At 36.9% G+C, this 21,785-nt stretch carries 24 protein-coding genes and 3 other annotated features; of the genes, 4 read left to right on the top strand and 20 right to left on the bottom strand.

Annotation, left to right across the window (positions count from 1 at the left end; translation table 11 throughout):
- Window positions 1-4: 4 nt before the first annotated feature.
- Entirely contained in the window at window positions 5-265 is a 261-nt protein-coding gene (zapA, locus tag BLR62_RS05055) for a cell division protein ZapA (protein WP_090794056.1), read from the bottom strand.
- A gap of 131 nt (window positions 266-396) precedes the next feature.
- Here zapA and rnhC point away from each other — a divergent pair, with 131 nt between their 5' ends.
- On the top strand, window positions 397-1,320 hold the full coding sequence (rnhC, locus tag BLR62_RS05050; protein WP_090794053.1) for a ribonuclease HIII: 924 nt from the start codon (window positions 397-399) through the stop codon (window positions 1,318-1,320).
- Window positions 1,321-1,343: 23 nt separating this feature from the next.
- On the opposite strand, the gene pheT is transcribed toward rnhC, so the two are convergent.
- The 3 genes from pheT to BLR62_RS05035 form a co-directional block, all read right to left on the bottom strand.
- Window positions 1,344-3,770 (bottom strand): phenylalanine--tRNA ligase subunit beta, encoded by a 2,427-nt coding sequence (gene pheT, locus BLR62_RS05045; protein ID WP_090794050.1) that lies wholly within the window; start codon window positions 3,768-3,770, stop codon window positions 1,344-1,346.
- Window positions 3,771-3,788: 18 nt separating this feature from the next.
- Entirely contained in the window at window positions 3,789-4,823 is a 1,035-nt protein-coding gene (gene pheS, locus BLR62_RS05040; protein WP_090794049.1) for a phenylalanine--tRNA ligase subunit alpha, read from the bottom strand.
- Window positions 4,824-4,888: 65 nt separating this feature from the next.
- Window positions 4,889-5,131 (bottom strand) — a binding site (T-box leader).
- 74 nt (window positions 5,132-5,205) lie between these two features.
- A complete protein-coding gene (locus BLR62_RS05035; RefSeq protein WP_342706532.1) occupies window positions 5,206-5,934 on the bottom strand; it encodes a TrmH family RNA methyltransferase in 729 nt (242 codons plus the stop codon).
- 113 nt (window positions 5,935-6,047) lie between these two features.
- Between BLR62_RS05035 and sspI the strand changes: the two genes are divergently transcribed.
- The 3 genes from sspI to BLR62_RS05020 all read left to right on the top strand — a co-directional run bounded on the left by sspI (window position 6,048) and on the right by BLR62_RS05020 (window position 8,939).
- On the top strand, window positions 6,048-6,260 hold the full coding sequence (gene sspI, locus BLR62_RS05030; RefSeq protein ID WP_090794043.1) for a small acid-soluble spore protein SspI: 213 nt from the start codon (window positions 6,048-6,050) through the stop codon (window positions 6,258-6,260).
- A gap of 52 nt (window positions 6,261-6,312) precedes the next feature.
- Window positions 6,313-6,942 carry a lytic transglycosylase domain-containing protein gene (locus tag BLR62_RS05025; RefSeq protein ID WP_245719398.1) on the top strand — a complete coding sequence of 210 codons (630 nt, stop codon included), beginning with the start codon at window positions 6,313-6,315 and terminating at the stop codon, window positions 6,940-6,942.
- Window positions 6,943-7,052: 110 nt separating this feature from the next.
- Window positions 7,053-8,939, top strand: a complete 1,887-nt coding sequence (locus tag BLR62_RS05020; RefSeq protein ID WP_090794037.1) for a BCCT family transporter — start codon at window positions 7,053-7,055, stop codon at window positions 8,937-8,939.
- 49 nt (window positions 8,940-8,988) lie between these two features.
- Here the strand turns inward: BLR62_RS05020 and BLR62_RS05015 are convergent, their stop codons facing one another.
- The 16 genes from BLR62_RS05015 to mutM form a co-directional block, all read right to left on the bottom strand.
- On the bottom strand, window positions 8,989-10,065 hold the full coding sequence (locus tag BLR62_RS05015; RefSeq protein WP_090794034.1) for a M42 family metallopeptidase: 1,077 nt from the start codon (window positions 10,063-10,065) through the stop codon (window positions 8,989-8,991).
- Window positions 10,066-10,131: 66 nt separating this feature from the next.
- On the bottom strand, window positions 10,132-10,617 hold the full coding sequence (locus tag BLR62_RS05010; protein ID WP_090794032.1) for a dUTP diphosphatase: 486 nt from the start codon (window positions 10,615-10,617) through the stop codon (window positions 10,132-10,134).
- Window positions 10,618-10,630: 13 nt separating this feature from the next.
- Complete coding sequence (locus tag BLR62_RS05005; protein ID WP_090794029.1) at window positions 10,631-11,194, bottom strand: TVP38/TMEM64 family protein; 564 nt, start codon at window positions 11,192-11,194, stop codon at window positions 10,631-10,633.
- Window positions 11,195-11,252: 58 nt separating this feature from the next.
- Window positions 11,253-11,522: a DUF1294 domain-containing protein gene (locus tag BLR62_RS05000; protein WP_090794026.1), complete on the bottom strand. Its 270-nt coding sequence runs from the start codon at window positions 11,520-11,522 to the stop codon at window positions 11,253-11,255.
- A 116-nt stretch (window positions 11,523-11,638) separates the two neighbouring features.
- Window positions 11,639-11,998, bottom strand: coding sequence for a 50S ribosomal protein L20 (gene rplT / locus BLR62_RS04995; protein ID WP_090794023.1), 360 nt, complete (start codon window positions 11,996-11,998; stop codon window positions 11,639-11,641).
- A 45-nt stretch (window positions 11,999-12,043) separates the two neighbouring features.
- The gene (gene rpmI, locus BLR62_RS04990; RefSeq protein ID WP_090794020.1) at window positions 12,044-12,238 is read right to left on the bottom strand and encodes a 50S ribosomal protein L35; all 195 of its coding nucleotides are present in this window, start codon (window positions 12,236-12,238) and stop codon (window positions 12,044-12,046) included.
- A gap of 32 nt (window positions 12,239-12,270) precedes the next feature.
- Window positions 12,271-12,777, bottom strand: coding sequence for a translation initiation factor IF-3 (gene infC, locus BLR62_RS04985; RefSeq protein ID WP_143008356.1), 507 nt, complete (start codon window positions 12,775-12,777; stop codon window positions 12,271-12,273).
- 153 nt (window positions 12,778-12,930) lie between these two features.
- Window positions 12,931-13,056 (bottom strand) — a sequence feature (ribosomal protein L20 leader region).
- Between the two features lie 84 nt (window positions 13,057-13,140).
- Window positions 13,141-15,072 carry a threonine--tRNA ligase gene (gene thrS, locus BLR62_RS04980; protein ID WP_245719412.1) on the bottom strand — a complete coding sequence of 644 codons (1,932 nt, stop codon included), beginning with the start codon at window positions 15,070-15,072 and terminating at the stop codon, window positions 13,141-13,143.
- An 81-nt stretch (window positions 15,073-15,153) separates the two neighbouring features.
- Window positions 15,154-15,378 (bottom strand) — a binding site (T-box leader).
- A gap of 53 nt (window positions 15,379-15,431) precedes the next feature.
- Window positions 15,432-16,214, bottom strand: coding sequence for a hypothetical protein (locus tag BLR62_RS04975; RefSeq protein ID WP_090794011.1), 783 nt, complete (start codon window positions 16,212-16,214; stop codon window positions 15,432-15,434).
- An 80-nt stretch (window positions 16,215-16,294) separates the two neighbouring features.
- Window positions 16,295-17,230: a primosomal protein DnaI gene (gene dnaI, locus BLR62_RS04970; RefSeq protein ID WP_090794008.1), complete on the bottom strand. Its 936-nt coding sequence runs from the start codon at window positions 17,228-17,230 to the stop codon at window positions 16,295-16,297.
- Window positions 17,231-17,242: 12 nt separating this feature from the next.
- Window positions 17,243-18,574, bottom strand: coding sequence for a replication initiation and membrane attachment family protein (locus BLR62_RS04965; protein ID WP_090794005.1), 1,332 nt, complete (start codon window positions 18,572-18,574; stop codon window positions 17,243-17,245).
- A gap of 61 nt (window positions 18,575-18,635) precedes the next feature.
- Entirely contained in the window at window positions 18,636-19,106 is a 471-nt protein-coding gene (nrdR, locus tag BLR62_RS04960; RefSeq protein WP_090794002.1) for a transcriptional regulator NrdR, read from the bottom strand.
- Between the two features lie 31 nt (window positions 19,107-19,137).
- On the bottom strand, window positions 19,138-19,527 hold the full coding sequence (locus tag BLR62_RS04955; RefSeq protein WP_090793999.1) for a cytosolic protein: 390 nt from the start codon (window positions 19,525-19,527) through the stop codon (window positions 19,138-19,140).
- A 98-nt stretch (window positions 19,528-19,625) separates the two neighbouring features.
- Window positions 19,626-20,237 carry a dephospho-CoA kinase gene (gene coaE / locus BLR62_RS04950; protein ID WP_090793996.1) on the bottom strand — a complete coding sequence of 204 codons (612 nt, stop codon included), beginning with the start codon at window positions 20,235-20,237 and terminating at the stop codon, window positions 19,626-19,628.
- 18 nt (window positions 20,238-20,255) lie between these two features.
- Window positions 20,256-20,873, bottom strand: coding sequence for a sporulation membrane protein YtaF (gene ytaF, locus BLR62_RS04945; protein WP_090793994.1), 618 nt, complete (start codon window positions 20,871-20,873; stop codon window positions 20,256-20,258).
- Window positions 20,874-20,943: 70 nt separating this feature from the next.
- Window positions 20,944-21,777 (bottom strand): DNA-formamidopyrimidine glycosylase, encoded by an 834-nt coding sequence (gene mutM, locus BLR62_RS04940; RefSeq protein ID WP_090793989.1) that lies wholly within the window; start codon window positions 21,775-21,777, stop codon window positions 20,944-20,946.
- Between the last annotated feature and the right edge of the window lie 8 nt (window positions 21,778-21,785).

Raw genomic sequence — 21,785 nt, 5'->3', positions numbered from 1 at the left:
TATATTAATCCTCTTTCTGTTCTAATTTTTTGAGTAACGCATCGTAATCTTCTTTTAGTTTCACATAGTCATTAACAGCATTAACCGCTGTTAGAACTGATAATCGAGTTGTGTCTAAGCTTTTGTTGGATTGATAGATTTCTCTCATCTTTTCATCCACCATGCTGGCTACCATTCTCATATGATGAACATTTTCTTCACCGATTAATGTGTAGTTCTTACCATATATATCAACTGTTGTCCGTGTTTTTTTTGATTGGGACACGCAGATTCCCCCTTTTATCAAATCCTCGTACTTATCTTAACATGAACAGTGCCATTTAGGAAACGTTTCTAGTCATCGTTTCACTTCTATACTATAATATGGTTAATTCACGTTTTAGTAAAGGAGCGCTTATGAGCCAATCTGTTTTAAATCTTTCTAAAGACACCATCGAAAAAATGAAACATCATTATTCATCCCAAATGGTTAAAACACCTCCTTCTGCCATTTTTTCTGCCAAATTGCCTCACTGCAAAATCACGGCTTATCAATCTGGCAAAGTATTATTTCAAGGGAGTGACCCAGATGGTGAAGCGAATAAATGGGGCGAAGTGACATCAAAACCTAATAAAACAAAAGCAGTTAACAAACATGCGTATCATCCACCTGCTGATCTTTTTACCCAATCAATAATCGGATCCGATGAAGCCGGAACAGGCGATTATTTTGGGCCGATCACCGTGTGCGCATGTTTCGTAAAGTCCGATCAAATCGAATTATTAAAAGAACTTGGTGTAAAAGATTCTAAAAACCTAACAGATCGATCCATCGCATCGATCGCTAAACGGATTATTCAAATGGAGATCCCTTATTCTCTAGTTATTTTACACAACTCTAAATACAATCAATTAAATCAAAAAGGCTGGACACAGGGGAAGATGAAAACAATGCTTCATCATACAGCCATTACAAACACCATAAAAAAAATGGAACCGATTCAGCCAGACGGCATTTTAATTGATCAATTTTCAGAGCCTCATGTTTATGAAAAACACTTAAAATCCGAACAAAAATCGATGCCTGAAAACACCTACTTTATGACTAAAGCTGAAAGTCATGCGATTAGTGTGGCGACAGCGTCTATTATCGCCAGAGCAAGTTTTGTTAAAGAAATGGATAAACTGAGTAAACAAGTTGGGTTCACTTTACCTAAAGGGGCTTCTAAACAAGTCGACTTAGCCGCTTCAAAAGTTATAAAATCAAGAGGAAAGAGTTATTTAAATCAAGTAGCCAAAACACACTTTAAAAACACTGAAAAAGCAGCAACTTATTTATAATAAGTGCTGCTTTTGTCTGTGTTTTAGCTTCTTAGTGATGCTTGATGTTCCTTGGCTACTGCTTCTGTAATCGCCTGATATGAAGCTTCAACTTCATCATCTGTTAATGTTCGATCTGGATCTAGATAAAGCAAGTTAAAGGCTAGAGATTTCTTCCCATCCTCTAAGTTATCACCTTGATATTGATCGAAGACATGAACAGATTTTAATAAATGACCAGCATGTTGTTCAATCGTTTCAATTAAATCATGGGCTGTCACGGATTCATCCACAACTAAAGCAACATCACGTGAAATTGAAGGATAACGCGCTATCTTTTCAAATCTTGGTACATCATCATACACTGTCGCCAAATGATCAAAATCGATGTCAAAAACATACGTTTCTTTCAAGTTATACGCTTTTTGTGTGAGTGGATGAATTTGTCCAACAAATCCAACCGGAACAGAATCAATGTAGATCTGAGCTGTTCTTCCTGGATGCATACCATCCATTTGCACCGGTTTGTAAGTTGCTTTAACCCCAAGTCGCTCAAATAGACCTTCAAGAACACCTTTAATTAAGAAGAAATCTACTTTTTTCACTTCCTGTTGCCAAGCATGAGTTAACCATTGTCCTGTTAAAGCAGCTGCTAGACGCGTCTGTTCTTCCGGTTGTTTCGTCACATTTAATTCCTTAGAAACAAATACACTACCCAGTTCATAAAATCCTAAATCTTGTTGTTTACGGGCACTATTATAAGATAATGTCGCTAACATCTCAGGTAGTGCACTTAAGCGAAGTGTACTATGTTCCTCACTCATCGGCATCGACAAACGAACAGGTGTTGGATGTACGGATGCGACTTCTGGTGAAACTAATTGCTGACTACGTGCTTCACTCGTTAATGAATAGGTGATAGCCTCCATTAAACCGGCACCTTCCATATAGCTTTTCACGTATCGTTTAAGCGATTGTTTCTGTGTTAACCCCCCTGCTTGTTGCGCTCCCTGTGGTAACGTGTAGTCTAATTGATCGTAGCCATAGATTCTAGCCACTTCTTCCAACATATCTTCAAAACGGACAATATCCTGTCTTCTTGTTGGAATCGTTGCAACAAAATTTTCACCATCTTGTTGGTACGTAAAACCTAATTTATCTAAAATAATACCGATCTGATCATCAGAAATTGACGTCCCTAAACGAGCATTCACTCGAGCACTTGTAAATTCAACCTGTTTATGCGAACGATCGAGTTGGTCAAATTCACTAACTCCCTCTAGCACCTGTCCATTTGCATACGTTTGAAGTAGGCTTGCTGCTCTTTGTCCTGCTTCTTTAACACGGTTAGGATCGACACCTTTTTCAAAACGTGCACTGGATTCACTTCTTAGTTGATGATCCTTCACAGCTCTACGAACACGTTTAGGTTCAAAGTACGCCGCTTCTAGTAAAACAGTCGTCGTTGATTCATCAACTTCAGAATCACTTCCCCCCATAACACCTGCAATCGCAGTCGGTTTCTCACCATTAGTAATGACGAGGTGCTCTTCATTTAACACACGCTCTTGGTCGTCCAATGTATTTATCGTTTCATCTTTTGTGGCACGTCTTACAAGAACTTGTTTTGCATTGAATTTATCATAGTCAAACGCATGTAACGGTTGACCATATTCAAGTAGAACAAAATTGGTAATGTCCACTACATTATTGATCGGGCGAATCCCAGCTGCCATTAAATAGTTACGCATCCATAATGGAGAAGGTTTCACCGTTATATTTTTCACCATAAAAGCACCATAGTATGGGTTATCCTCTTTTGCCTGTACGTCTACATCTATATAGTCAGTTGCTTTTTCATTTGATTCATCGAGTTCAATAAGTGGGAGTTTAACTTCCTCATCTAATATAGCTGCGACTTCATAAGCAACGCCTAACATACTTAATGCATCTGATCGGTTCGGCGTTAAGTCAAATTCTAAAATGACATCATCTAAGTTTAAGTATTGTGTGATGGATTGACCGACTTCTACATCATCTGGGAAAACAAAAATCCCATCTTCACTTCCTTTAGGAAGGTACGCTTCCTCAATTCCTAATTCATTAAGAGAACAGATCATACCGTTTGATTCAACGCCTCTTAATTTGGTTTTCTTAATTTTAAAATTGCCTGGTAAGACAGCACCTGGTAAGGCAACGGCAACTTTTTGGCCTTTTGCAACATTGGGTGCTCCACAAACAATTTGTAACGACTCTTCCCCGACATTTACGTCACATACATTTAATTTATCTGCATTAGGATGCCCGTAACAGTCTTCAACATATCCAACGACGACCCCTTCACTCTTTTGTGCAACATGATGGATCGCATCGACTTCAATTCCTGTTTTTGTTATTTTTTCAGCTAATGCTTCTGGTGTATCATTTCCTAAATTAACATATTGTTCTAACCAATTCAGTGAGACTAGCATAAATTATCCTCCTTCTATTTAGGCTTGGTGATATTGTTTTAAGAACCTGCGATCATTTGTATAGAAGTGACGAATATCATCAATACCATACTTCAACATCGCAATTCGTTCTGGCCCCATTCCAAATGCGAAACCACTGTAGATTTCAGGATCGTATCCAGCCATTTCTAATACTCGTGGGTGAACCATTCCGCCACCAAGTATCTCAATCCAACCGGTCTTTTTACATACAGAACATCCTTCGCCTTGGCATACCTTACATGAAATATCCATTTCAACAGAAGGTTCAGTGAATGGGAAGAAACTAGGTCGTAATCTAATCTCACGCTCTTCGCCAAAGAACTGTTTGGCAAACTGATTTAAAACACCTTTTAAATCACTCATTCGTACATTTTTATCCACATATAACCCTTCCACTTGCATGAATTGGTGGGAGTGGGTCGCATCATCTGTATCACGTCGATACACTTTACCCGGGCAAATCATCTTCACAGGCTTGTTCCCTTTATACGCATTCATCGTACGCGCCTGAACAGGTGATGTATGCGTACGCATGAGCAATTCTTCTGTAATATAGAATGAATCTTGCATATCGCGTGCTGGGTGATCTTTCGGTAGATTAAGGGCTTCAAAATTATAATAATCGGTCTCAACTTCTGGACCCTCTCTTACTTCAAATCCCATACCAATGAATAAGTCCTCAATTTCTGAAATCATGCGCGTTAATAAATGAGGACCCCCAACATGAACAGGACGGGCTGGTAGCGTCACGTCAATTGATTCTTTTTCTAATTGCTCATTAATTGCTTTCTCTTCAATGATAGCTTTTTTCTCATCAATCGCTTCAGCAATCACTTGTCTAACTTTATTGGCAAGCTCACCTACAACAGGACGCTCCTCGGCTGGTAATTTACCCATACCTCTTAATACTTCTGTAATCGGGCCTTTTTTTCCTAAATAAGATACGCGTACGCTTTGTAAATCATCGGCTGTTTGGGCTTGATCAATTTGTTCTAAAGCTTCTTGTTTTAATGATTCTAACTTTTCCTTCATTCGATTACCTCCTTATTCTTATGTGCGCCTATAAAAAAGCATATAAAAAAAGCCTTATCCCTAAAAAAAGGGACGAGGCTTATTGTTCGCGGTACCACCCTTGTTAGTAACGACAGCGTCAGTTACTCACTTCATTCATTCATAACGGATTAACAATCCGGTACGCCTTTACTTGTTAATCCAAGGTCCAAGCGCCAGCTCCAGAGTGAAATTTCAGCTTTTTTTGATGTGCATGCTTTCAGTCGTGGCAGTGCATCCCTTTTTTTCATCAAATTTAAAAAGCTTACTAGCTCTTTCATTGCTTTTAACTATTCATCTTTGTTTTATTATAGGAAAGTAAGTTTAAATATGCAACTTTTTTTCTGTTTTAATTAAATTTATATCATTTCATTTGTAAGGCATACATCATAATGCCTGCAGCTACACTCACATTTAACGATTCTGCTTGACCGTATATTGGGATATGAATCCGCTCATCAGCCAATTCTAAAATGGCATCACTCACACCATTTCCTTCATTCCCTACAACTAAGCCCATTTTATCAGTTGGATTAACTTGATCTATCGTTTTTGCTCGTTCTAACGTTGATACTAAAATATTAACACCTTCTGCTTTTAAGCGTGGTATTTCTTCTAACAGATCAACAGGAAGAATCGGCAAATGAAACAACGACCCTTGTGTTGAACGAATAGTTTTATCATTATAGACATCTACTGTTCCACGCCCTAATAAAACCGCATCAAATCCAGCAGCGTCTGCTGTTCGAATCATCGTTCCTAAATTACCTGGATCTTGAATTTCATCCAGTAATAATAATCGCTTTTGCGTTGTTATATTAAAAGCCTTCATCTTGACAATTGCTAAAATCCCTTGTGGGCTCTTCGTTTCAGAAAGATGAAGCATCACTGGTTCCGTAACACGCACAACCTTCAAACTGTTATCAGAATGATCAAATGTTTTATTCTCTACTGCAACAATCGCATCAATTTCCCAACCACTTGAGATCGCTTCTTCAATTAAATGATCTCCTTCAATAATAAATTGTTGCATTTTTTCTCGATATTTTTTCTTTTTTAGCTTTGACCAATTTTTAATTGTTTCATTCTTCACAGACGTAATCACTTGTGCACATCCTTTTATTCAACTTTTATTAGCTTTATCATACATATTGTTGATCGATTAGGTCAAACTATTTTTATAAATCTAAATTGAGGTGATCGAGTATGGACTTGAATTTACGAGAAGCAATTCTTAAAAATGTATCAGATAACAAAAAAGATGATTTAGAAGAAACAATTGTTGATGCGATTACAAGCGGTGAAGAGAAAATGTTGCCAGGTTTAGGTGTTTTGTTTGAACAGATATGGCAAAGTTCTTCCCCTGTTGAGAAAGAATCTTTACTTGAAAAGCTTGAAGGCGCCGTCCAAGTGAGTTAATTTACCTTGTCAAATCGTTTCCTTTCGCTTAAACTAATGATAATGGTTTAATATGAAAGGAAATGACACGATGGATATTAATCAATTACAATCAATGATGCAAACACAAGCGATCAGAGGATTACGTTCAGACCAAAGTCAATCGCAGATGCAATCATCGTTCAATCCCATGTTGGAAATGTTGATGCAAAAAGCTTCATCAGCACAAACATCAAATGAGATGAGTATTCGAGATATTGTTGAAGGTCGCCCTTCTGGATTTGAGCAAGTTGAGGCCTATGCCTCACCTTTGAAAATGAATATGTCATCTGATATTGATTCGATCGTCAATATGGCAAGCGAAGAATATAACGTCGATCCTTCATTAATTCGTTCAGTTATTGAAACCGAATCAAACTTTGACCCCAATGCCGTTAGTCATGCTGGTGCCGAAGGATTGATGCAACTTATGCCCGAAACTGCTCGAGGATTAGGTGTCACTAATTCTTTTGATCCTCAAGAAAATATCTTTGGTGGTACAAGATATTTAAAACAAATGTTAGATCGTTACGATCAAGACACGACGCTTGCCTTAGCTGCTTATAATGCTGGACCTGGCAATGTCGATCGACACGGTGGCATTCCACCTTTTAATGAGACACAAAACTATGTTAAGAAAGTGTTATCTTCTTATCAGGCATAAAAGCTAAGATCTTATCGGGATCTTGGCTTTTTTGTCGTTTATACAATTGAATATAGACCATGAAGCTAGTATAATTTAGAAGACAAAAATAATAGAAAAAGGTTGATTACATGGATAAACAAACACGTGAAGAATTAGAATCTCAACGAAGGCTTGAGAAAAAACTAAAAAAGGCAGAAGCAGAAGCACGTAAAAGAGCGATCAAAAATCGCAAGCCATTTAAAGGGTTACAGATCATCCCGACTGTTTCACTTTTTGATGAAGAAGGTAAAGAAGAGGTTGGAGAGAATAATTGGCAAGGATTTGGCTTTGATATTCATCCTCAAGTTACGATTATTTCATCTGTAATTTTAATTGCTTTTATATCACTTACTCTACTATTCCCAAGCCAAGCAGAGACATTATTTGAAAATACATTGGAATACATAACAACCCAAACAGGTTGGTTTATGATCTTTGTTGCCAATATCTTTATAGTAGCCGGAATTTATTTTGCATTTGGCCGTTACGGTAAGATTGTGATTGGTGGTAAAGGAGCTATTCCTGAGTTTTCAACTTTTGCATGGTATGCCATGCTTTTAAGTGCTGGTATGGGGATTGGGCTTTTATTCTGGAGTGTTGCTGAGCCTATTATGCACCTTGATTCTCCATCACCGATGTTTGGAAGTGAACCGTATTCAGCTCATGCAGCTCAGGCCGCTATGGCTAATACATTTTTCCATTGGGGTATTCATCCTTGGGCGATTTACGCAATAGTCGGTTTAGGTCTAGCCTTTTTCTCATACAACAAAGGCTTACCACTCACGATTCGATCGTTGTTCTATCCACTCATCGGTAATAAAATTTATGGATTTTGGGGAAACCTGATCGATATTCTATCTGTCTTAGCAACCTTGACAGGACTCGCGACATCACTTGGGCTCGGAGTTTCTCAAGTGAATGCAGGACTTAACCATTTATTCGATATCGATATTAGTGTCGGTGTTCAAGTGACACTTATTGCAATTATTACTGGTTTTGCAACGATTTCTGTCATTATGGGGCTTGATGGTGGTGTTAAACGATTAAGTGAAATTAACATGATCTTGGCAGGAGTCTTTTTAGTTTTTGTGATGATCGCTGGACCTACCGTTTACGTTTTAAGCGGTTTCACACAAAACATTGGTTTTTACATTGCAAATTTCATGGAAATGAGTTTATGGGCCGAAACGTTCCGAGCTACCGATTGGCAAGGTGGATGGACCGTGTTCTACTGGGCATGGTGGATTTCTTGGTCTCCATTCGTTGGTATGTTTATTGCGCGTGTGTCTAAAGGACGTACTGTAAGAGAATTTATTTTTGGTGTTGTACTTATTCCTACAATTATTTCATTTTTATGGATGTCAGTATTCGGAGGCACAGCCATTTTCCAAGAAGTAAATGGCATTGGAGATATTGCTGGGTTTGTCGCACAAGATGAGTCTCTTGCCTTATTTGCGATGGTGGATAATCTACCAATATCAAGTGTCTTATCATTCATTGCCATTATTCTTGTAACGATCTTTTTCGTTACCTCGTCAGACTCTGGTTCACTCGTTGTCGATCACTTAACGTCTGGTGGTAAACTTGATTCACCTGTACCTCAGCGGATTTTCTGGGCTGTTATGGAAGGTGTTGTCGCTGCAACATTACTTGTAGGTGGTGGACTAACCGCTTTACAAACAGCTTCAATCATTACAGGGCTTCCGTTTGCGATCATTCTATTGATTATGATCTATTCGTTAAATATGGGACTAAAACAAGAGTATGAAATCGAGCAAAGTGTTAGTCAGGAACTTAAAAAAGTAGCGGATGACCACGTCATCACAGAAGTCATTTCATCTGCTGTCCATGATGATGCATTAGTCGATGCTGTTTCTGAAGTTCTAACAGAAGAACAAGAAGAAATGAATTCAACTAAAGATAAAAAACCAAAGAAAAAGGCAAATAAGAAAGACAAGAAAAAAGATGAAAAATAACTAAAAAGATGTTCACTCAAAATTTGAGTGAACATCTTTTTTAAATCAGTTAATCAAACGTAATCTGCTTTACTTGTTCTTGGTCTAATCCTTTAATGATTTCTACCATAAGTTTTACTGTATGATCAAAATCATCACGATGAATAATACCAGCGTGTGAATGAATGTAACGCGTCGCAATACCGATTGAAAGGGTTGGAACGCCATTAGATGTTAAATGAATTGAACCACTATCCGTTCCACCGGCAGCAAGTGTCGCAAATTGATAAGGTATATCATTGTCTTCAGCTGTCTTAATGACAAAATCTCTTAAGCCTTTGTGCGAAATCATAGAGGCATCATAAATGATGATTTGAGGACCCTCACCAATTTTACTATCCGCTTCATTCGCAGTAATACCCGGTGTATCACCTGCTATACCTGTATCAACCGCAAAACCAATATCTGGATTTATTGAATTAGCAGCTGTTTTAGCACCTCTTAAACCAACTTCTTCTTGAACAGTTCCCACACCATAAACCGTGTTAGGATGCTCAACATCTTGTAATTGTTTTAGAACTTCTACTGCAATCGCACAACCGATTCGGTTATCCCATGCTTTAGCTAATAATAACTTCTCATTTTTCATCGACTGAAATTCAAAATATGGAACGACGGAATCACCTGGTTTAACACCGAAAGATTCTGCCTCTTCTTTAGACGTTGCACCGATATCGATAAACATATCTTTGATTTCGTAAGGTTTTTTACGTGCCTCTGCTGTCATAATATGAGGTGGTTTAGATCCGATAATTCCTACTAAGTTTTCTTCACTCGTCATCACGGTTACACGTTGAGCTAGCATTACTTGATTCCACCAGCCCCCAATAGTTTGGAAGTATAAAAAGCCATTGTCATCAATTCGAGTTACCATTAAACCAATTTCATCTAAATGACCCGCAACCATAACTTTAGGCCCTTCTTTTTGTCCAACTTTCTCAGCGATTAAACTGCCTAAATGATCTGTATAAACAGATGTTGCATAGGGTTCGATATGCTTTTTCATCACTGCTCGTGCTTCTCGTTCATTACCTGAAATACCATTTGCTTCTGTTAAATCTTTAAATAATTTAAGTGTATCACTCATTATGTAATCGCCTTCCTTTCTTTATCAATTATATCTTTTTCTAAGTAACGAAACAAATGAATTGTTCTAATAATTTTCGTCTTGACGCTTGTAATTCACTTCATTTTTATCAATATAAGCTTGTTGTATAGATTGGTCTGAAAATCCTAACTGATCGCCTAGTGTTAAATAAAGCCCGAATACAGTCAAATAGCTTGCGATTGACCGGTCATCTCGGTAGTAATCGATCGCTCGATACAACTGATTGAATAAACCCGTTAAATCACCTTCATATGGCATATGATCAATCGATGCTGGCTTATGTCCATCGTCTAAACCTAGAGACAAAAGAAAATGAATGTTATCTACAAACTCTTCTAACAAAACAGATTTAGAAGAAGCTTCTTTCACACTCCAAAATTTAAACGTTCGCGTTTCGTTAGCTAGTTCTCCTAACTCCACAAACAATGCCAATATTTTGTGATCAAATATTTCTTCACTTGAAACGTTATGATTAGACTGAATGTACTGATCTAATTTTTGTTGCATATCGAATAGCTTTTCCCATTGCATATATATTCTCCTTTTATCTCGTGAACTCACGGACAGTGATTTGATTGTTCTTTTTACCAAAAACAAAGAACAATGGAATCAGCCCGATCACTAGCCCAAATGTTAAAATCGGCGAAAAATTTGTAATTGACTGCCCGATCGCAGTATAGACAATAGCACTTGGTATTGCCGAATAAAATGACGATTCTATATACGTTTTAAAATCAGGAGAAGATTCATAGATTAAAAACGATAACAAATGATAATGAATAAAGGGGATTAATCTTAAAATTGCAATTTGACCTGTTTGCATATGAGCATCTTTACCGAACATTTTGCTTTTCATACGCAATAATCGATTTGTAAAACCCGGTAACATACGCGTTAATTGGTAAAAGGTCGCACTTGATAAAACAACACCTATAATCGACAACACAATGCCAGGTACAATGCCAAAAATCAAACCACCCGCAATAAAGATAAGAACTACAGGAATAAATAAAATGGGACGAATGACGTGTAATAAAACAAACAAAAGTGGTGCTATTAAAATATGTGATTCACGTACTAACTGGATATAACCTTCAATTTCTTCCATGCCAATTCGCCTCCTTTCTGAGTCCTTTTAATTTATGAAATTAGAGAATGGAATATGATTATAGAAACCCACCCATTTTAGTTAACAATACGAGTTGTAGAATGATTAATGCTGGTATCCCGAAACGAAAAGTGGCATGTTTCGTTTTGTGGCGAAAAAGTTTCATGCCACAAAATACACCAAAAGCCCCTCCAACCAAACTAATAGACCAAATGCTTTTCTCAGATAGTCTCCATTGTCTTTTTGCTGCTCTTTTTTTGTCTGTCTTCATTATCCATAAACCGATAACGTTAACGACAATGAGATAGGTCACCAACTGAAGCGACATATTTACAACCCCTCTTATTTCTACTGTGCCATTGTAACAAACAATACAATAAGTGCCTACTTTAAAGGGGTTGTTTCTAGATAAGAAACAACCCCTTTTTAACTTATTATTCTAGATTATTTATTCAATGCAGCTTTAGCTTGGTCTGCTATTTGTGCAAATGCTTTTTCATCTGAAATAGCAAGTTCTGCTAGCATTTTACGGTTAACTTCAATACCCGCTAATTTTAGACCGTGCATTAAACGGCTATATGATAAATCATTTAAACGCGCTGCTGCGTTAATACGAGAAATCCATAATTTACGGAAGTCACGTTTTTTCTGTTTACGGTCACGGTATGCATACTGACCTGATTTCCATACTTGTTGTTTCGCTACTTTAAATAACGAATGTTTTGAACCATAATAACCTTTTGCTAATTTTAATATGCGTTTACGACGCTTGCGTGTAACTGTTCCACCTTTAACACGTGCCATAATAATTCCCTCCTATATGTGTAACCGAAAATATCTTTAGTTTAATTATCTTGGTATCATTTGATCGATACGTTTTTGATCGCCTGCAGAAACAACTGCACTTTTACGTAGTTTACGTTTTTGCTTTTGTGATTTATTAGCGAACATGTGGCTTGTGTACGCGTGAGAGCGTTTAAGCTTTCCTGTTGCTGTTCTCTTGAAACGTTTTTGTGTGCCTTTATGTGTCTTCATTTTTGGCATAAGTGGTTCCTCCTTAAAGCATTAAATGCTAACTAGTTTTTTTCATTAACAGGTGCAAGCATTAAGAACATGCTGCGACCTTCCATTTTAGGTTTTTGCTCAACAGTTGATACATCTTTACATGCATCAGCCATTTGCTCTAAAACTTTACGACCGAGGTCTTTGTGTGTAATAGCACGTCCGCGGAAACGGATCGATACTTTCACTTTGTCACCTTTGTCTAAGAACTTACGGGCATTACGCAATTTTGTATTAAAGTCATGCTCTTCAATTCCTGGGCTTAGACGCACTTCTTTAACATTAATTGTTTTTTGCTTTTTACGCGCTTCTTTTTCTTTCTTTTGTTGTTCAAAGCGGTATTTTCCGTAATCCATAATACGACATACAGGCGGTTTTGCATTCGGTGCAACTAAAACTAAATCTAAGTTTCGTGTTGCGGCAATATCCAAAGCTTCCTGACGAGATTTAACACCTAATTGGTCTCCGTTCGAATCAATTAGTCGTACTTCACGTGCACGAATCTTCTCATTGACATTCATATCTTTGCTAATAATCATCCACCTCCGTGTTTTATAAAAGCGCATGAATCATGACCTGCTGCTTAAGAGTTGAAAAAAGCAGCAACTAAACCATTACGGTCAATTGACAAGTCTACTTATAAGTGTGAATATCAACCTTTAAATCATAACCTTATAAATAAAAAAGTGTGAGTGCACACTGCACCCACACATATCCTGTTTAATTCAGAATCGTTTGAACCTGGCAACTACATTTAAATGTGTCATACAGGCGAGAAGCGGGTGCCTCTACTTGTCAATAGATCATATTCAATTTCACTTAAACTATAATACCATGAGGACTTTAGGTTGTCAAATCAAATTAAAATCTTTATCTAGTTGTGATTATCTCATCACACGTTGATTGATTTCATTTTTAATGAGATCAATGTAAGCGTCAAGTTCCACTGTTTCTGAATTTTGCTCACTGTAGCGACGTATGTTAACTGAGTTTGTTTCCATCTCTTTATCGCCCACAACAATTGCAAATGGTATCTTTTCTGTTTGCGCTTCACGAATTTTATAACCGATCTTTTCATCTCTGTGATCAAGTTCCACTCGAACACCGTTCAAGCGCAACTGGTCTTCTACTTTTTTCGCATAATCTAAATGAACATCAGTAGAAACAGGAATGATTCGGGCTTGAACAGGCGCTAACCATGTCGGGAAAGCTCCTTTATACTCTTCGATAAGAAATGCCACAAATCGTTCCATAGTTGAAACAACACCACGGTGAATAACAACTGGACGATGATCTTGACCATCTTCTCCTACATAACTTAAATCAAACCGTTCCGGTAAATGGAAGTCAAGTTGGACCGTTGATAATGTTTCGTCTTTTCCTAGCGCTGTTTTAACTTGCACATCTAGTTTAGGGCCGTAAAATGCTGCTTCGCCTGTTGCTTCAACATAATCAAGTTCCATATCTTCCATTGTTTCTTTTAACATGGCTTGCGCTTTTTCCCACATCTCATCATTATCAACATATTTTGATTTATCTTCAGGATCGCGATAAGAGAGTCGGAAGTAATAATCATCTATACCGAAATCTTGATAAACATTTTGAACCATCTCAACAACGCGGATAAATTCTTCTTTCAGTTGATCGGGTCTAGCAAAAATGTGTGCGTCATTTAGCGTCATTGCTCGAACACGTTGCAAACCGGCAAGCGCACCTGACATTTCATGTCGATGCATCGTTCCAAGTTCGGCAAGCCGAACAGGGAGGTGACGATAGCTATATTTTTGGTTTTTATATACCATCATATGATGCGGGCAATTCATTGGACGTAAAACGAGATCTTCATTATCCATCTCTAACGTTGGAAACATATCATCTTTATAATGATCCCAGTGTCCACTTGTCTTATATAACTCAACATTTCCAAGTACAGGTGTATAAACATGGTCATAACCTAGGCGTTCCTCTAAATCAACAATATAACGTTCAATTGTTCGACGAATCGTTGCACCTTTAGGAAGCCACAACGGCAATCCTTGACCTACTTTTTGAGAAACGGTGAAAATACCAAGTTCTTTACCTAATTTTCGATGATCACGTTCTTTTGCTTCTTCTCTTAATCTAAGGTATTCATCAAGTTCTGATTGCTTTGCAAAAGCTGTTCCATAAATACGTTGAAGCATTTTGTTATTGCTATCACCGCGCCAGTAAGCACCTGATATATTAAGTAGCTTGAATACTTTTACTTTGCTCGTCGATGGAATGTGAACACCACGGCATAAATCGAAGAATTCACCTTGTTCATAAATCGTTACCGTTTCATCTTCTGGAATGGCTTCGAGTAATTCAAGTTTTAAGTCATCACCAATCGCTTGATAACGTTCCTTAGCTTCATCACGTGTGACTTCTATACGTTTAAACTCTAAATTTTCATCTACGATTTGTTTCATTTCTTTTTCAATCTTAGGTAGGTCTTCTGGCGTTAATGTCTCATCCATATCGATATCATAATAAAACCCATCTTCAATCGTCGGACCAACACCTAGATTAACACCCTCACCATATAACCTTTTGATTGCCTGAGCCATAATGTGGGCTGTTGAGTGTCGCAAGATCTCTAAACCTTCTTGTTGTTTTGTTGTAATGATCGCAATTGAACCACCCTGTTTTAACGGCGTGCGCAAATCATAATAAACATCGTCCAACGTAATTGCTAAAGCTTGCTTTTTTAACCCCGGTGAAATTGATTGGGCAATTTCTTCACCTGTTACACCTTCAGGAAACGGTTTACTCGCTCCATCCGGAAATGTAATCATCACTTCATTTGACACATTCATCCACTCCTTCATTAATCTTATTGACAACCATATAAAAACGCTCATCCTTCTGCATTTTCGCAAAAGGACAAGCGTTAGCTCGTGGTTCCACCTTAGATTCCCAAACACTCTACATGTTTGGCTCATTTTCTGTAACGTAGAAAGACGCTATATCTTATCTGAATATCAGTTCAGATATAGAGTTCAGAGGTGGTAATCATTAGACAATTGAACGGAAAGATTTCACCAACACTTTCCTCTCTTTTGAACATTGATCTAAGATCGTGTCCTCATCAACACTTTTAATATTGAATATGGATAGCATTATATCTTAAGCAAAGCAAAAAATCAAGATCTATTTATACGGCCGATATACAAATACGATTGCCATACAAGCGTTTTAAAAAACGAATAAAATTCTTGTTTTCAATTGAGACGGGAAATGAAATAAAAGCTGGGTTTTTATGAATCAAAAATGCTAATACTGGAAAATCATACGCAATGCATTGTAGATTTATTGGTAGCGCCAATAAATCTTCTTTTTTCACATAAGAAACAGATGTTAGACCGCCCATTTGATAACAAATCGTTTTGCCGTTCACGGCCTGAATCGTTACTGAAGGGCCTTTTTCTTTATGTTTTAAAAATTTTTGACTCGATAGCAAAAATTCCGCATATGTCTCATCTAATTTAATTTCATCTATTGCCCGGGCAATAATATCATCTATTAACCATTCAAATCGATAGAAAAACGCATCACACGTCTGAGCATACATAATCATGTTGTTTATTTTGGAGGAACAAAAGTGCTTTATAATTAGCCTTCTATAATCATAAAGGGATGGACTTTTTATAAAGTTATCGGTCAATAACAATCTAGAAATAAAACGCATAATTTGATTGACCATACGCAAATCTTTTTCTACATCATAATGATAGTTCGAAGTGAGTCGATCAACCATTAAAGGCATTAAACAATCTAAATAAAAAAGTTCAACACATGCATCGTATAAAGGTTGCTCATATTCATTTGGAATAGTCAATTTAGGTAACTTCACAGATGAAATGGTAAGCATTCGTTTTGTTAATAGCTGATACATGCGGTGAGATGAGTCTTTCGTTTCAAATTGAAGTTCAACCATTATCCCGCCCCCTTACCAAACCTTTTTAATACATTGTATGGCAGAGGGTCATACTTAATGGTCAAAATTGTGTAAAACTTTTATCGTCGATTAGCCGCGTTAATTTCAATTGGCTCACTTACTTGTTGAATTCGTTCGATAATACGTCCAGCCTTCAACTGCTCAACATCGCCTTTCGTTGTTGTTGATAAGTGATGCTCAAGTTGATCTAAAGAATAATTAGAAGTAAAGAAAGTAGGTAAGCCTTCCATCATACGATATTGTAAAATTGAGCCTAACACTTCATCTCTAAACCAAGAAGACAGTGATTCCGCTCCTATATCATCAATCATCAAGGCTTGTACTTTTTTAAAACGATCGATTTTCTCACCAACTGAATCATCTTTGAATGATCCTTTTATTTCCCGAACAAGTTCAGGCATGTAAATAAGCATGGATTCAATGTTTTTATCTGCGAACTCATTAGCAATCGCACCTAAAAAATAAGTTTTACCGACACCAAATGGCCCATGGATATAAAAACCCTTTTTGGGTATTTCATCATGAATCGATTTTAAATAGTTAACAATCGTTTTAATAGCGTTATGTCGGTCAGGATCTGCAGCATCAATTGTTGATATAGACGCCTCCAATATTTCCTTAGGCATATACAAACTCTTTATTAAATTTGTACGCTTCATCTGTTGTTCCTTAATTTCTGTATACTTACATTTCACGTAGCTTAAATGGATTGTTGTTCCTTCAACCTCGAGGACAGGCTTATAACCTGGAAGAATATTCTCAGCACAACCCCCACCACGTTCTGAACAATTCGAACAATCTTTATTTTGTGAGTAGTATTCATATAATTTAATCAATTGACGGTCAACAGCCTTTTGATCAAGTTTAGGGTGCGCTTGAATAACTGATTGAATATCAGGGTCATTTAATAGTTCTTCTCTCATCTGTTGATAAGCTTCTTGGAATGATTGTCGTTCATTCATCCATTTCTTCAAAGATGCTCGTATGGATTCCATTGTCATTCTCCTTTATTTTTGCGTCTTTTGCTCTTCAAAGGATTTTAATAAATCAGTGACATCTTGACTCGAGTCGTCTGTTTGTTTTGATTGTTTTGCTGAGTTCGTTTTTTGATTTTTAAACCATTCAGGAACCACTTCTTTTTTGGCTTTAGAGTTGTAATATGACTTTTTCGGTTGATGCGTCCATTGTTGATACTTTTTATGCTCAGACTTCGCAAGCGTCATCGCCTGGTGGACTGTTTTCACATTCTTTCTAGACCAATGACTTGCAATCTTTTCTAAATAAGATTTCGTTAACTTCATATCTGTTTTTAACATTACATAATGGATCAAAACATTCATAACACCGGGCGTTAAGCCTTGTTGCTCCATAATAGAAGCAATCATCTTTAAATCTTGTGTTGAGGCTTGAGAACCATTTGATAGATCTTCAAGTAATTCTTTGGGCGTGATCGTTTCCATCTGATCGATAAAACGCTCTTGTTTTGTCTTTTCTTTACTAGATGAACGATCTTTGATCTTTTCTCTTTTGTTTACTTCTTTAGGACTCTCTTCAGACATCGTCGTTAGATCTAGACAAGCCGTTTTAAATTCCGTTCTGTTAAGAGAATGATTTTCATCAATTGCCCATTGTAGTGCTTTTTCAAGCTGGTTTGTATCTAAACGATATAAAGCCGTCATTTGTTTAATTAACGTATTATTTTCTTGACTAAAAATGATATCAGAAGGAAGCATGCGATCTTCTAAAACTTTCTTCAGCCAGTCCCAATCAATTGAGACATCGATATCAATTGAGGATGTTGATTCATTTGAGTCTGCACTAGGTTTTGGAACAGAAATAGGATCAACAACGGAAAATATATCAGTGAATGGTTTTGTAATATCGTCTTTTTGATCCAATGATAAATTTTTAGTTTGCTCAATTCTTTCTAATAGTTCCTGATATTTCGGCTGTCCAACGTGATGATAGAGCATTTGACTTAACAAATCATCTTGAAGAAATTCAAATGCTGTAGACGGTTTAAGCAGACGATAATAATATAGATCAACATCAGCATTCTTTTCTTTATAAGTTTGGATCAAGCCAATCGCTTCGCATTTAATACGTGCATCATACCATTCATCAAGCGAAAGGTTCATCGTTTGCATGAGGTGATGATGCGTTCTTGTTTTTGTATGAAGTACTTGTGTATTTAATGTCATGTAAACCGCAACACTTTTAGCACCTATAATGGGTTGATAAAGCTGATAAAGCGCTTGATAATGCTCATATGTTAAAGGGGGGCTCTCTTGAACTAAGAAGCCATCAGAAGGTAATATTTTACCAATCGATTGATGCATAGTGATCTCCTTTCGCACGAAAATTCCAAATGAAATAGTTAAAGAATGAGTCACATATGACTCATTCTTCTGATTTATCGGATTGCTGAATTAAATCTTTTAACTCATCTAAAAATACATTTATATCTTTAAATTGTCTATACACAGAAGCAAAACGGACATATGCTACATCATCAATTTTTGCTAATCCATCCATGACAAGCTCACCAACATCTTCACTTTTAACTTCAGATGCAGCTTGATCTCTTAATTTACTTTCTACGTCCACTGCTAATTGTTCAAGTTGTTCTAAAGCAACCGGTCTTTTTTCACAAGCTTTTATTAATCCTCGGATCAATTTTTCTCGACTAAATGCTTCTCTAATGCCTTCTTTTTTAACCACAATGAGTGGCATTTCTTCAACACGCTCAAAAGTTGTGAATCGGTATTGACAGGATTCACATTCTCTTCGCCTGCGAATAGCCTCACCTTCTTCAATGGGACGTGAGTCGAGTACTCGTGTATGTTTGGCATGACAATTTGGACAACGCATATCTATTCATTCCCATCTATAAACTATTAATTTACTCATTTGGTCGGTCAATTGGTGTCAGGTCTTGTTCCAAACTCTTAAATAACTTCGGAATTGTGTTATGACTAAATCCTAAATCAAACAAACTTCCCTCTGTCGTTACGGAAAAATCTACAGCTGTTCTAAATGGTTTAACCATAATAACTGTCACCACGACAAAAGCTTTACGTTTTCCTTTATACATTAAACTAATTTCACCATGTTCAATAGAATTTGCTTTCACTTCACAATCTTTTCGTCGATTGAAGTGTTCAAGAATACTATCAAAACCTTTATCTTTCGTTGTCTTAAAATAGCGTGTTCTTAAATTTGGATCCCAATGGTTTTCTGTTGATTCTGAATGATTATTAAAAAACTTATTCCACGTTTGTTTAAACCCCATAATTACACCTCATTATTTTTATGAATACTTTTTTACCTTCTATTAGTCTAACATTATTTTAACATGATTCACATGAGAAAACGATCTCAAGGGTAATCCTATTCATTTCCCTTACCATTTAGCCATTGATTCAATAAACGATCAAATTGATGTTTAGTTTGCTCCAGTGATGCTGAATTATCGATGACGACATCTGCTTTTTGAGCTTTTTTGTCAATAGAGATTTGGCTATCAATTCGCTTTTGTGCCTCTTCTTTTGAGAAGTGATCTCGATCTATCAATCGTTTCAACTGTTTCGATTTCTCAGTATACACCACCAATACGATATCAACTAAGTCATCTAGTTTTTTTTCAAACAAAAGTGGTATATCTAATACGATCAGAGGAACATTTTCTTTGATCAAAGCATCTCGCTCTTTTTTTAATTGATCGATGATTTCAGGATGTACAATGCTCTCCAGTTCCTGCCGTTTATTCGGATCATGAAAAATAACGTTCGCTAATTTGGGTCGATCAATTGTCAAATCATCATCGAGTATATTCTCACCAAAGGCACGGACAACTTTTTTATATGCAGGTTGATTCGGTTCAACAACACGTCGCGCAATCACATCAGCATCGATGACTGGAATGGAGTGTTGGTTGAATAATTTTGATATCGTGCTTTTCCCTGTTGCGATACTTCCAGTTAAACCGATTACTAATGTCATGATTACACCTTCTCTTATTTAAAATAATCCTCTACTTAATCCTAATAAAATAAGTAATATTCCTGGAATAAAAGCTAAAACGCTCATTTGTTTTTTAAATGCATACTTACGCCCTAAATTTAGACCTAACCACAGGCATATTAGTGTCATCAAACCAATAACGAAAATAACAGCTAAAGATATATCTGTTAATGCCGATGCTAAACCTGCTGCACTCGCATCAATGGAAAGGGCAAAACCTAAAATATACACTTCTAACCCCGATACATCTCCAGATTTGTCACGATCAATGAAATTCGGATCACTCACGATTATTTGATGAGGGATCCACGTATTCTCATGCTTTTTAGGTTTGTTATTTTTAGGATTTTTTATACAGTCCACTAAGTGAAAACAACCGAGTCCTATTAGAATAATGGCACCGATTTGTTTAGGTAATTCATTTGGCATCATGACCGTTAAAACATTTCCTAACAACATTGATACCCCAAATAAAACACCGGAACTAATCGCAATCACACACATCGCTTGAAAAGAGATATGCAATTTCTTCAAACCGTAACCAAATGCGACCATAAAACTATCAACACTAACAGCAATCGCCAGTATAAGCATCGAAAACCCATCGAGTAACATACCTTACACCTTCTTCTTTATAACTGTGTAAGGTAGTATATGTGATGAAGTCTATGACGTGTTTATACGATTAGCTCGATAATTTTTGGCAAGTCGGACAGAAATGTGTACCTCGGTTTGATACCTTAGTTTTTTCAATTTCATCGCCACATCTCTTGCAAGGTTGGCCTTCTTGACTGTATGCATATAACTGCTGTTGAAACATACCCATCTCACCTTGTGAGTTAACATAACTTCGAATGGTTGAGCCACCTTTTAAAACCGCTTCTTCTAGTGTTAACTTTGCTTGAGCTAAAACTGTTTTTATTTCGTCATCTGATAAAGAATCACCTGTACGCATCGGGTGAATCGATGCATGATACAATGTTTCATCAACATAAATATTGCCCAATCCTGCAATAACCGTTTGGTCAAGTAAAATGTTTTTAATAACCCGCTGGCTTTTTTTAATCAGCGGGGCAATGTGAGTCAATTGATACGCCTCTTCAAATGGATCAGGTCCTACTTTTAAAAGTGGGACTTGATTATATTCTTCACCTTTTCTAAATAGATGCATCGTGCCAAACTTCCTCACATCGCGGTAATGAAGCGTACGGTTGCTCTCAAAATGAAATAAGACGTGGGTATGTTTATCATAGCGCTCATCACTTGAGTAGACGGCGTACTTTCCTTCCATTCTTAAATGAGAGACAAGCGTATAATGTTCAAATTCAAACAAAAGAAATTTACCTTTACGTTTAATATCCACTAACTCTTCACCTTTTAAACTTAATCCGAATTGTGTGGCATCATCCGGACGTTTAATTAATTGTGGATAACGAATTTCTACTTCTTTTATTCTCTCTCCGATGATTAATTCTTTTAATGTTTTTCGAATCGTTTCGACTTCTGGTAGTTCTGGCATCACTGTCA

The organism is Pelagirhabdus alkalitolerans, from assembly GCF_900096905.1.
Classification (GTDB): Bacteria; Bacillota; Bacilli; order Bacillales; family Amphibacillaceae; genus Pelagirhabdus; species Pelagirhabdus alkalitolerans.
Note: the sequence above shows the minus strand (reverse complement) of the source record. Positions and strands in the feature narration are given on the sequence as shown.

Excerpts from the sequence above, each read along its gene's own strand:
- rnhC (WP_090794053.1), top strand. The coding sequence starts at position 397 with ATGAGCCAATCTGTTTTAAATCTTTCTAAAGACACCATCGAAAAAATG.
- pheT (WP_090794050.1), bottom strand. The coding sequence starts at position 3,770 with ATGCTAGTCTCACTGAATTGGTTAGAACAATATGTTAATTTAGGAAAT.
- pheS (WP_090794049.1), bottom strand. The coding sequence starts at position 4,823 with ATGAAGGAAAAGTTAGAATCATTAAAACAAGAAGCTTTAGAACAAATT.
- sspI (WP_090794043.1), top strand. The coding sequence starts at position 6,048 with ATGGACTTGAATTTACGAGAAGCAATTCTTAAAAATGTATCAGATAAC.
- BLR62_RS05025 (WP_245719398.1), top strand. The coding sequence starts at position 6,313 with ATGAAAGGAAATGACACGATGGATATTAATCAATTACAATCAATGATG.
- BLR62_RS05020 (WP_090794037.1), top strand. The coding sequence starts at position 7,053 with ATGGATAAACAAACACGTGAAGAATTAGAATCTCAACGAAGGCTTGAG.
- BLR62_RS05015 (WP_090794034.1), bottom strand. The coding sequence starts at position 10,065 with ATGAGTGATACACTTAAATTATTTAAAGATTTAACAGAAGCAAATGGT.
- BLR62_RS05010 (WP_090794032.1), bottom strand. The coding sequence starts at position 10,617 with ATGCAATGGGAAAAGCTATTCGATATGCAACAAAAATTAGATCAGTAC.
- BLR62_RS05005 (WP_090794029.1), bottom strand. The coding sequence starts at position 11,194 with ATGGAAGAAATTGAAGGTTATATCCAGTTAGTACGTGAATCACATATT.
- BLR62_RS05000 (WP_090794026.1), bottom strand. The coding sequence starts at position 11,522 with ATGTCGCTTCAGTTGGTGACCTATCTCATTGTCGTTAACGTTATCGGT.
- rplT (WP_090794023.1), bottom strand. The coding sequence starts at position 11,998 with ATGGCACGTGTTAAAGGTGGAACAGTTACACGCAAGCGTCGTAAACGC.
- rpmI (WP_090794020.1), bottom strand. The coding sequence starts at position 12,238 with ATGCCAAAAATGAAGACACATAAAGGCACACAAAAACGTTTCAAGAGA.
- infC (WP_143008356.1), bottom strand. The coding sequence starts at position 12,777 with ATGAATGTCAATGAGAAGATTCGTGCACGTGAAGTACGACTAATTGAT.
- thrS (WP_245719412.1), bottom strand. The coding sequence starts at position 15,072 with ATGATTACATTTCCGGATGGAGCGAGTAAACCGTTTCCTGAAGGTGTA.
- BLR62_RS04975 (WP_090794011.1), bottom strand. The coding sequence starts at position 16,214 with ATGGTTGAACTTCAATTTGAAACGAAAGACTCATCTCACCGCATGTAT.
- dnaI (WP_090794008.1), bottom strand. The coding sequence starts at position 17,230 with ATGGAATCCATACGAGCATCTTTGAAGAAATGGATGAATGAACGACAA.
- BLR62_RS04965 (WP_090794005.1), bottom strand. The coding sequence starts at position 18,574 with ATGCATCAATCGATTGGTAAAATATTACCTTCTGATGGCTTCTTAGTT.
- nrdR (WP_090794002.1), bottom strand. The coding sequence starts at position 19,106 with ATGCGTTGTCCAAATTGTCATGCCAAACATACACGAGTACTCGACTCA.
- BLR62_RS04955 (WP_090793999.1), bottom strand. The coding sequence starts at position 19,527 with ATGGGGTTTAAACAAACGTGGAATAAGTTTTTTAATAATCATTCAGAA.
- coaE (WP_090793996.1), bottom strand. The coding sequence starts at position 20,237 with ATGACATTAGTAATCGGTTTAACTGGAAGTATCGCAACAGGGAAAAGC.
- ytaF (WP_090793994.1), bottom strand. The coding sequence starts at position 20,873 with ATGTTACTCGATGGGTTTTCGATGCTTATACTGGCGATTGCTGTTAGT.
- mutM (WP_090793989.1), bottom strand. The coding sequence starts at position 21,777 with ATGCCAGAACTACCAGAAGTCGAAACGATTCGAAAAACATTAAAAGAA.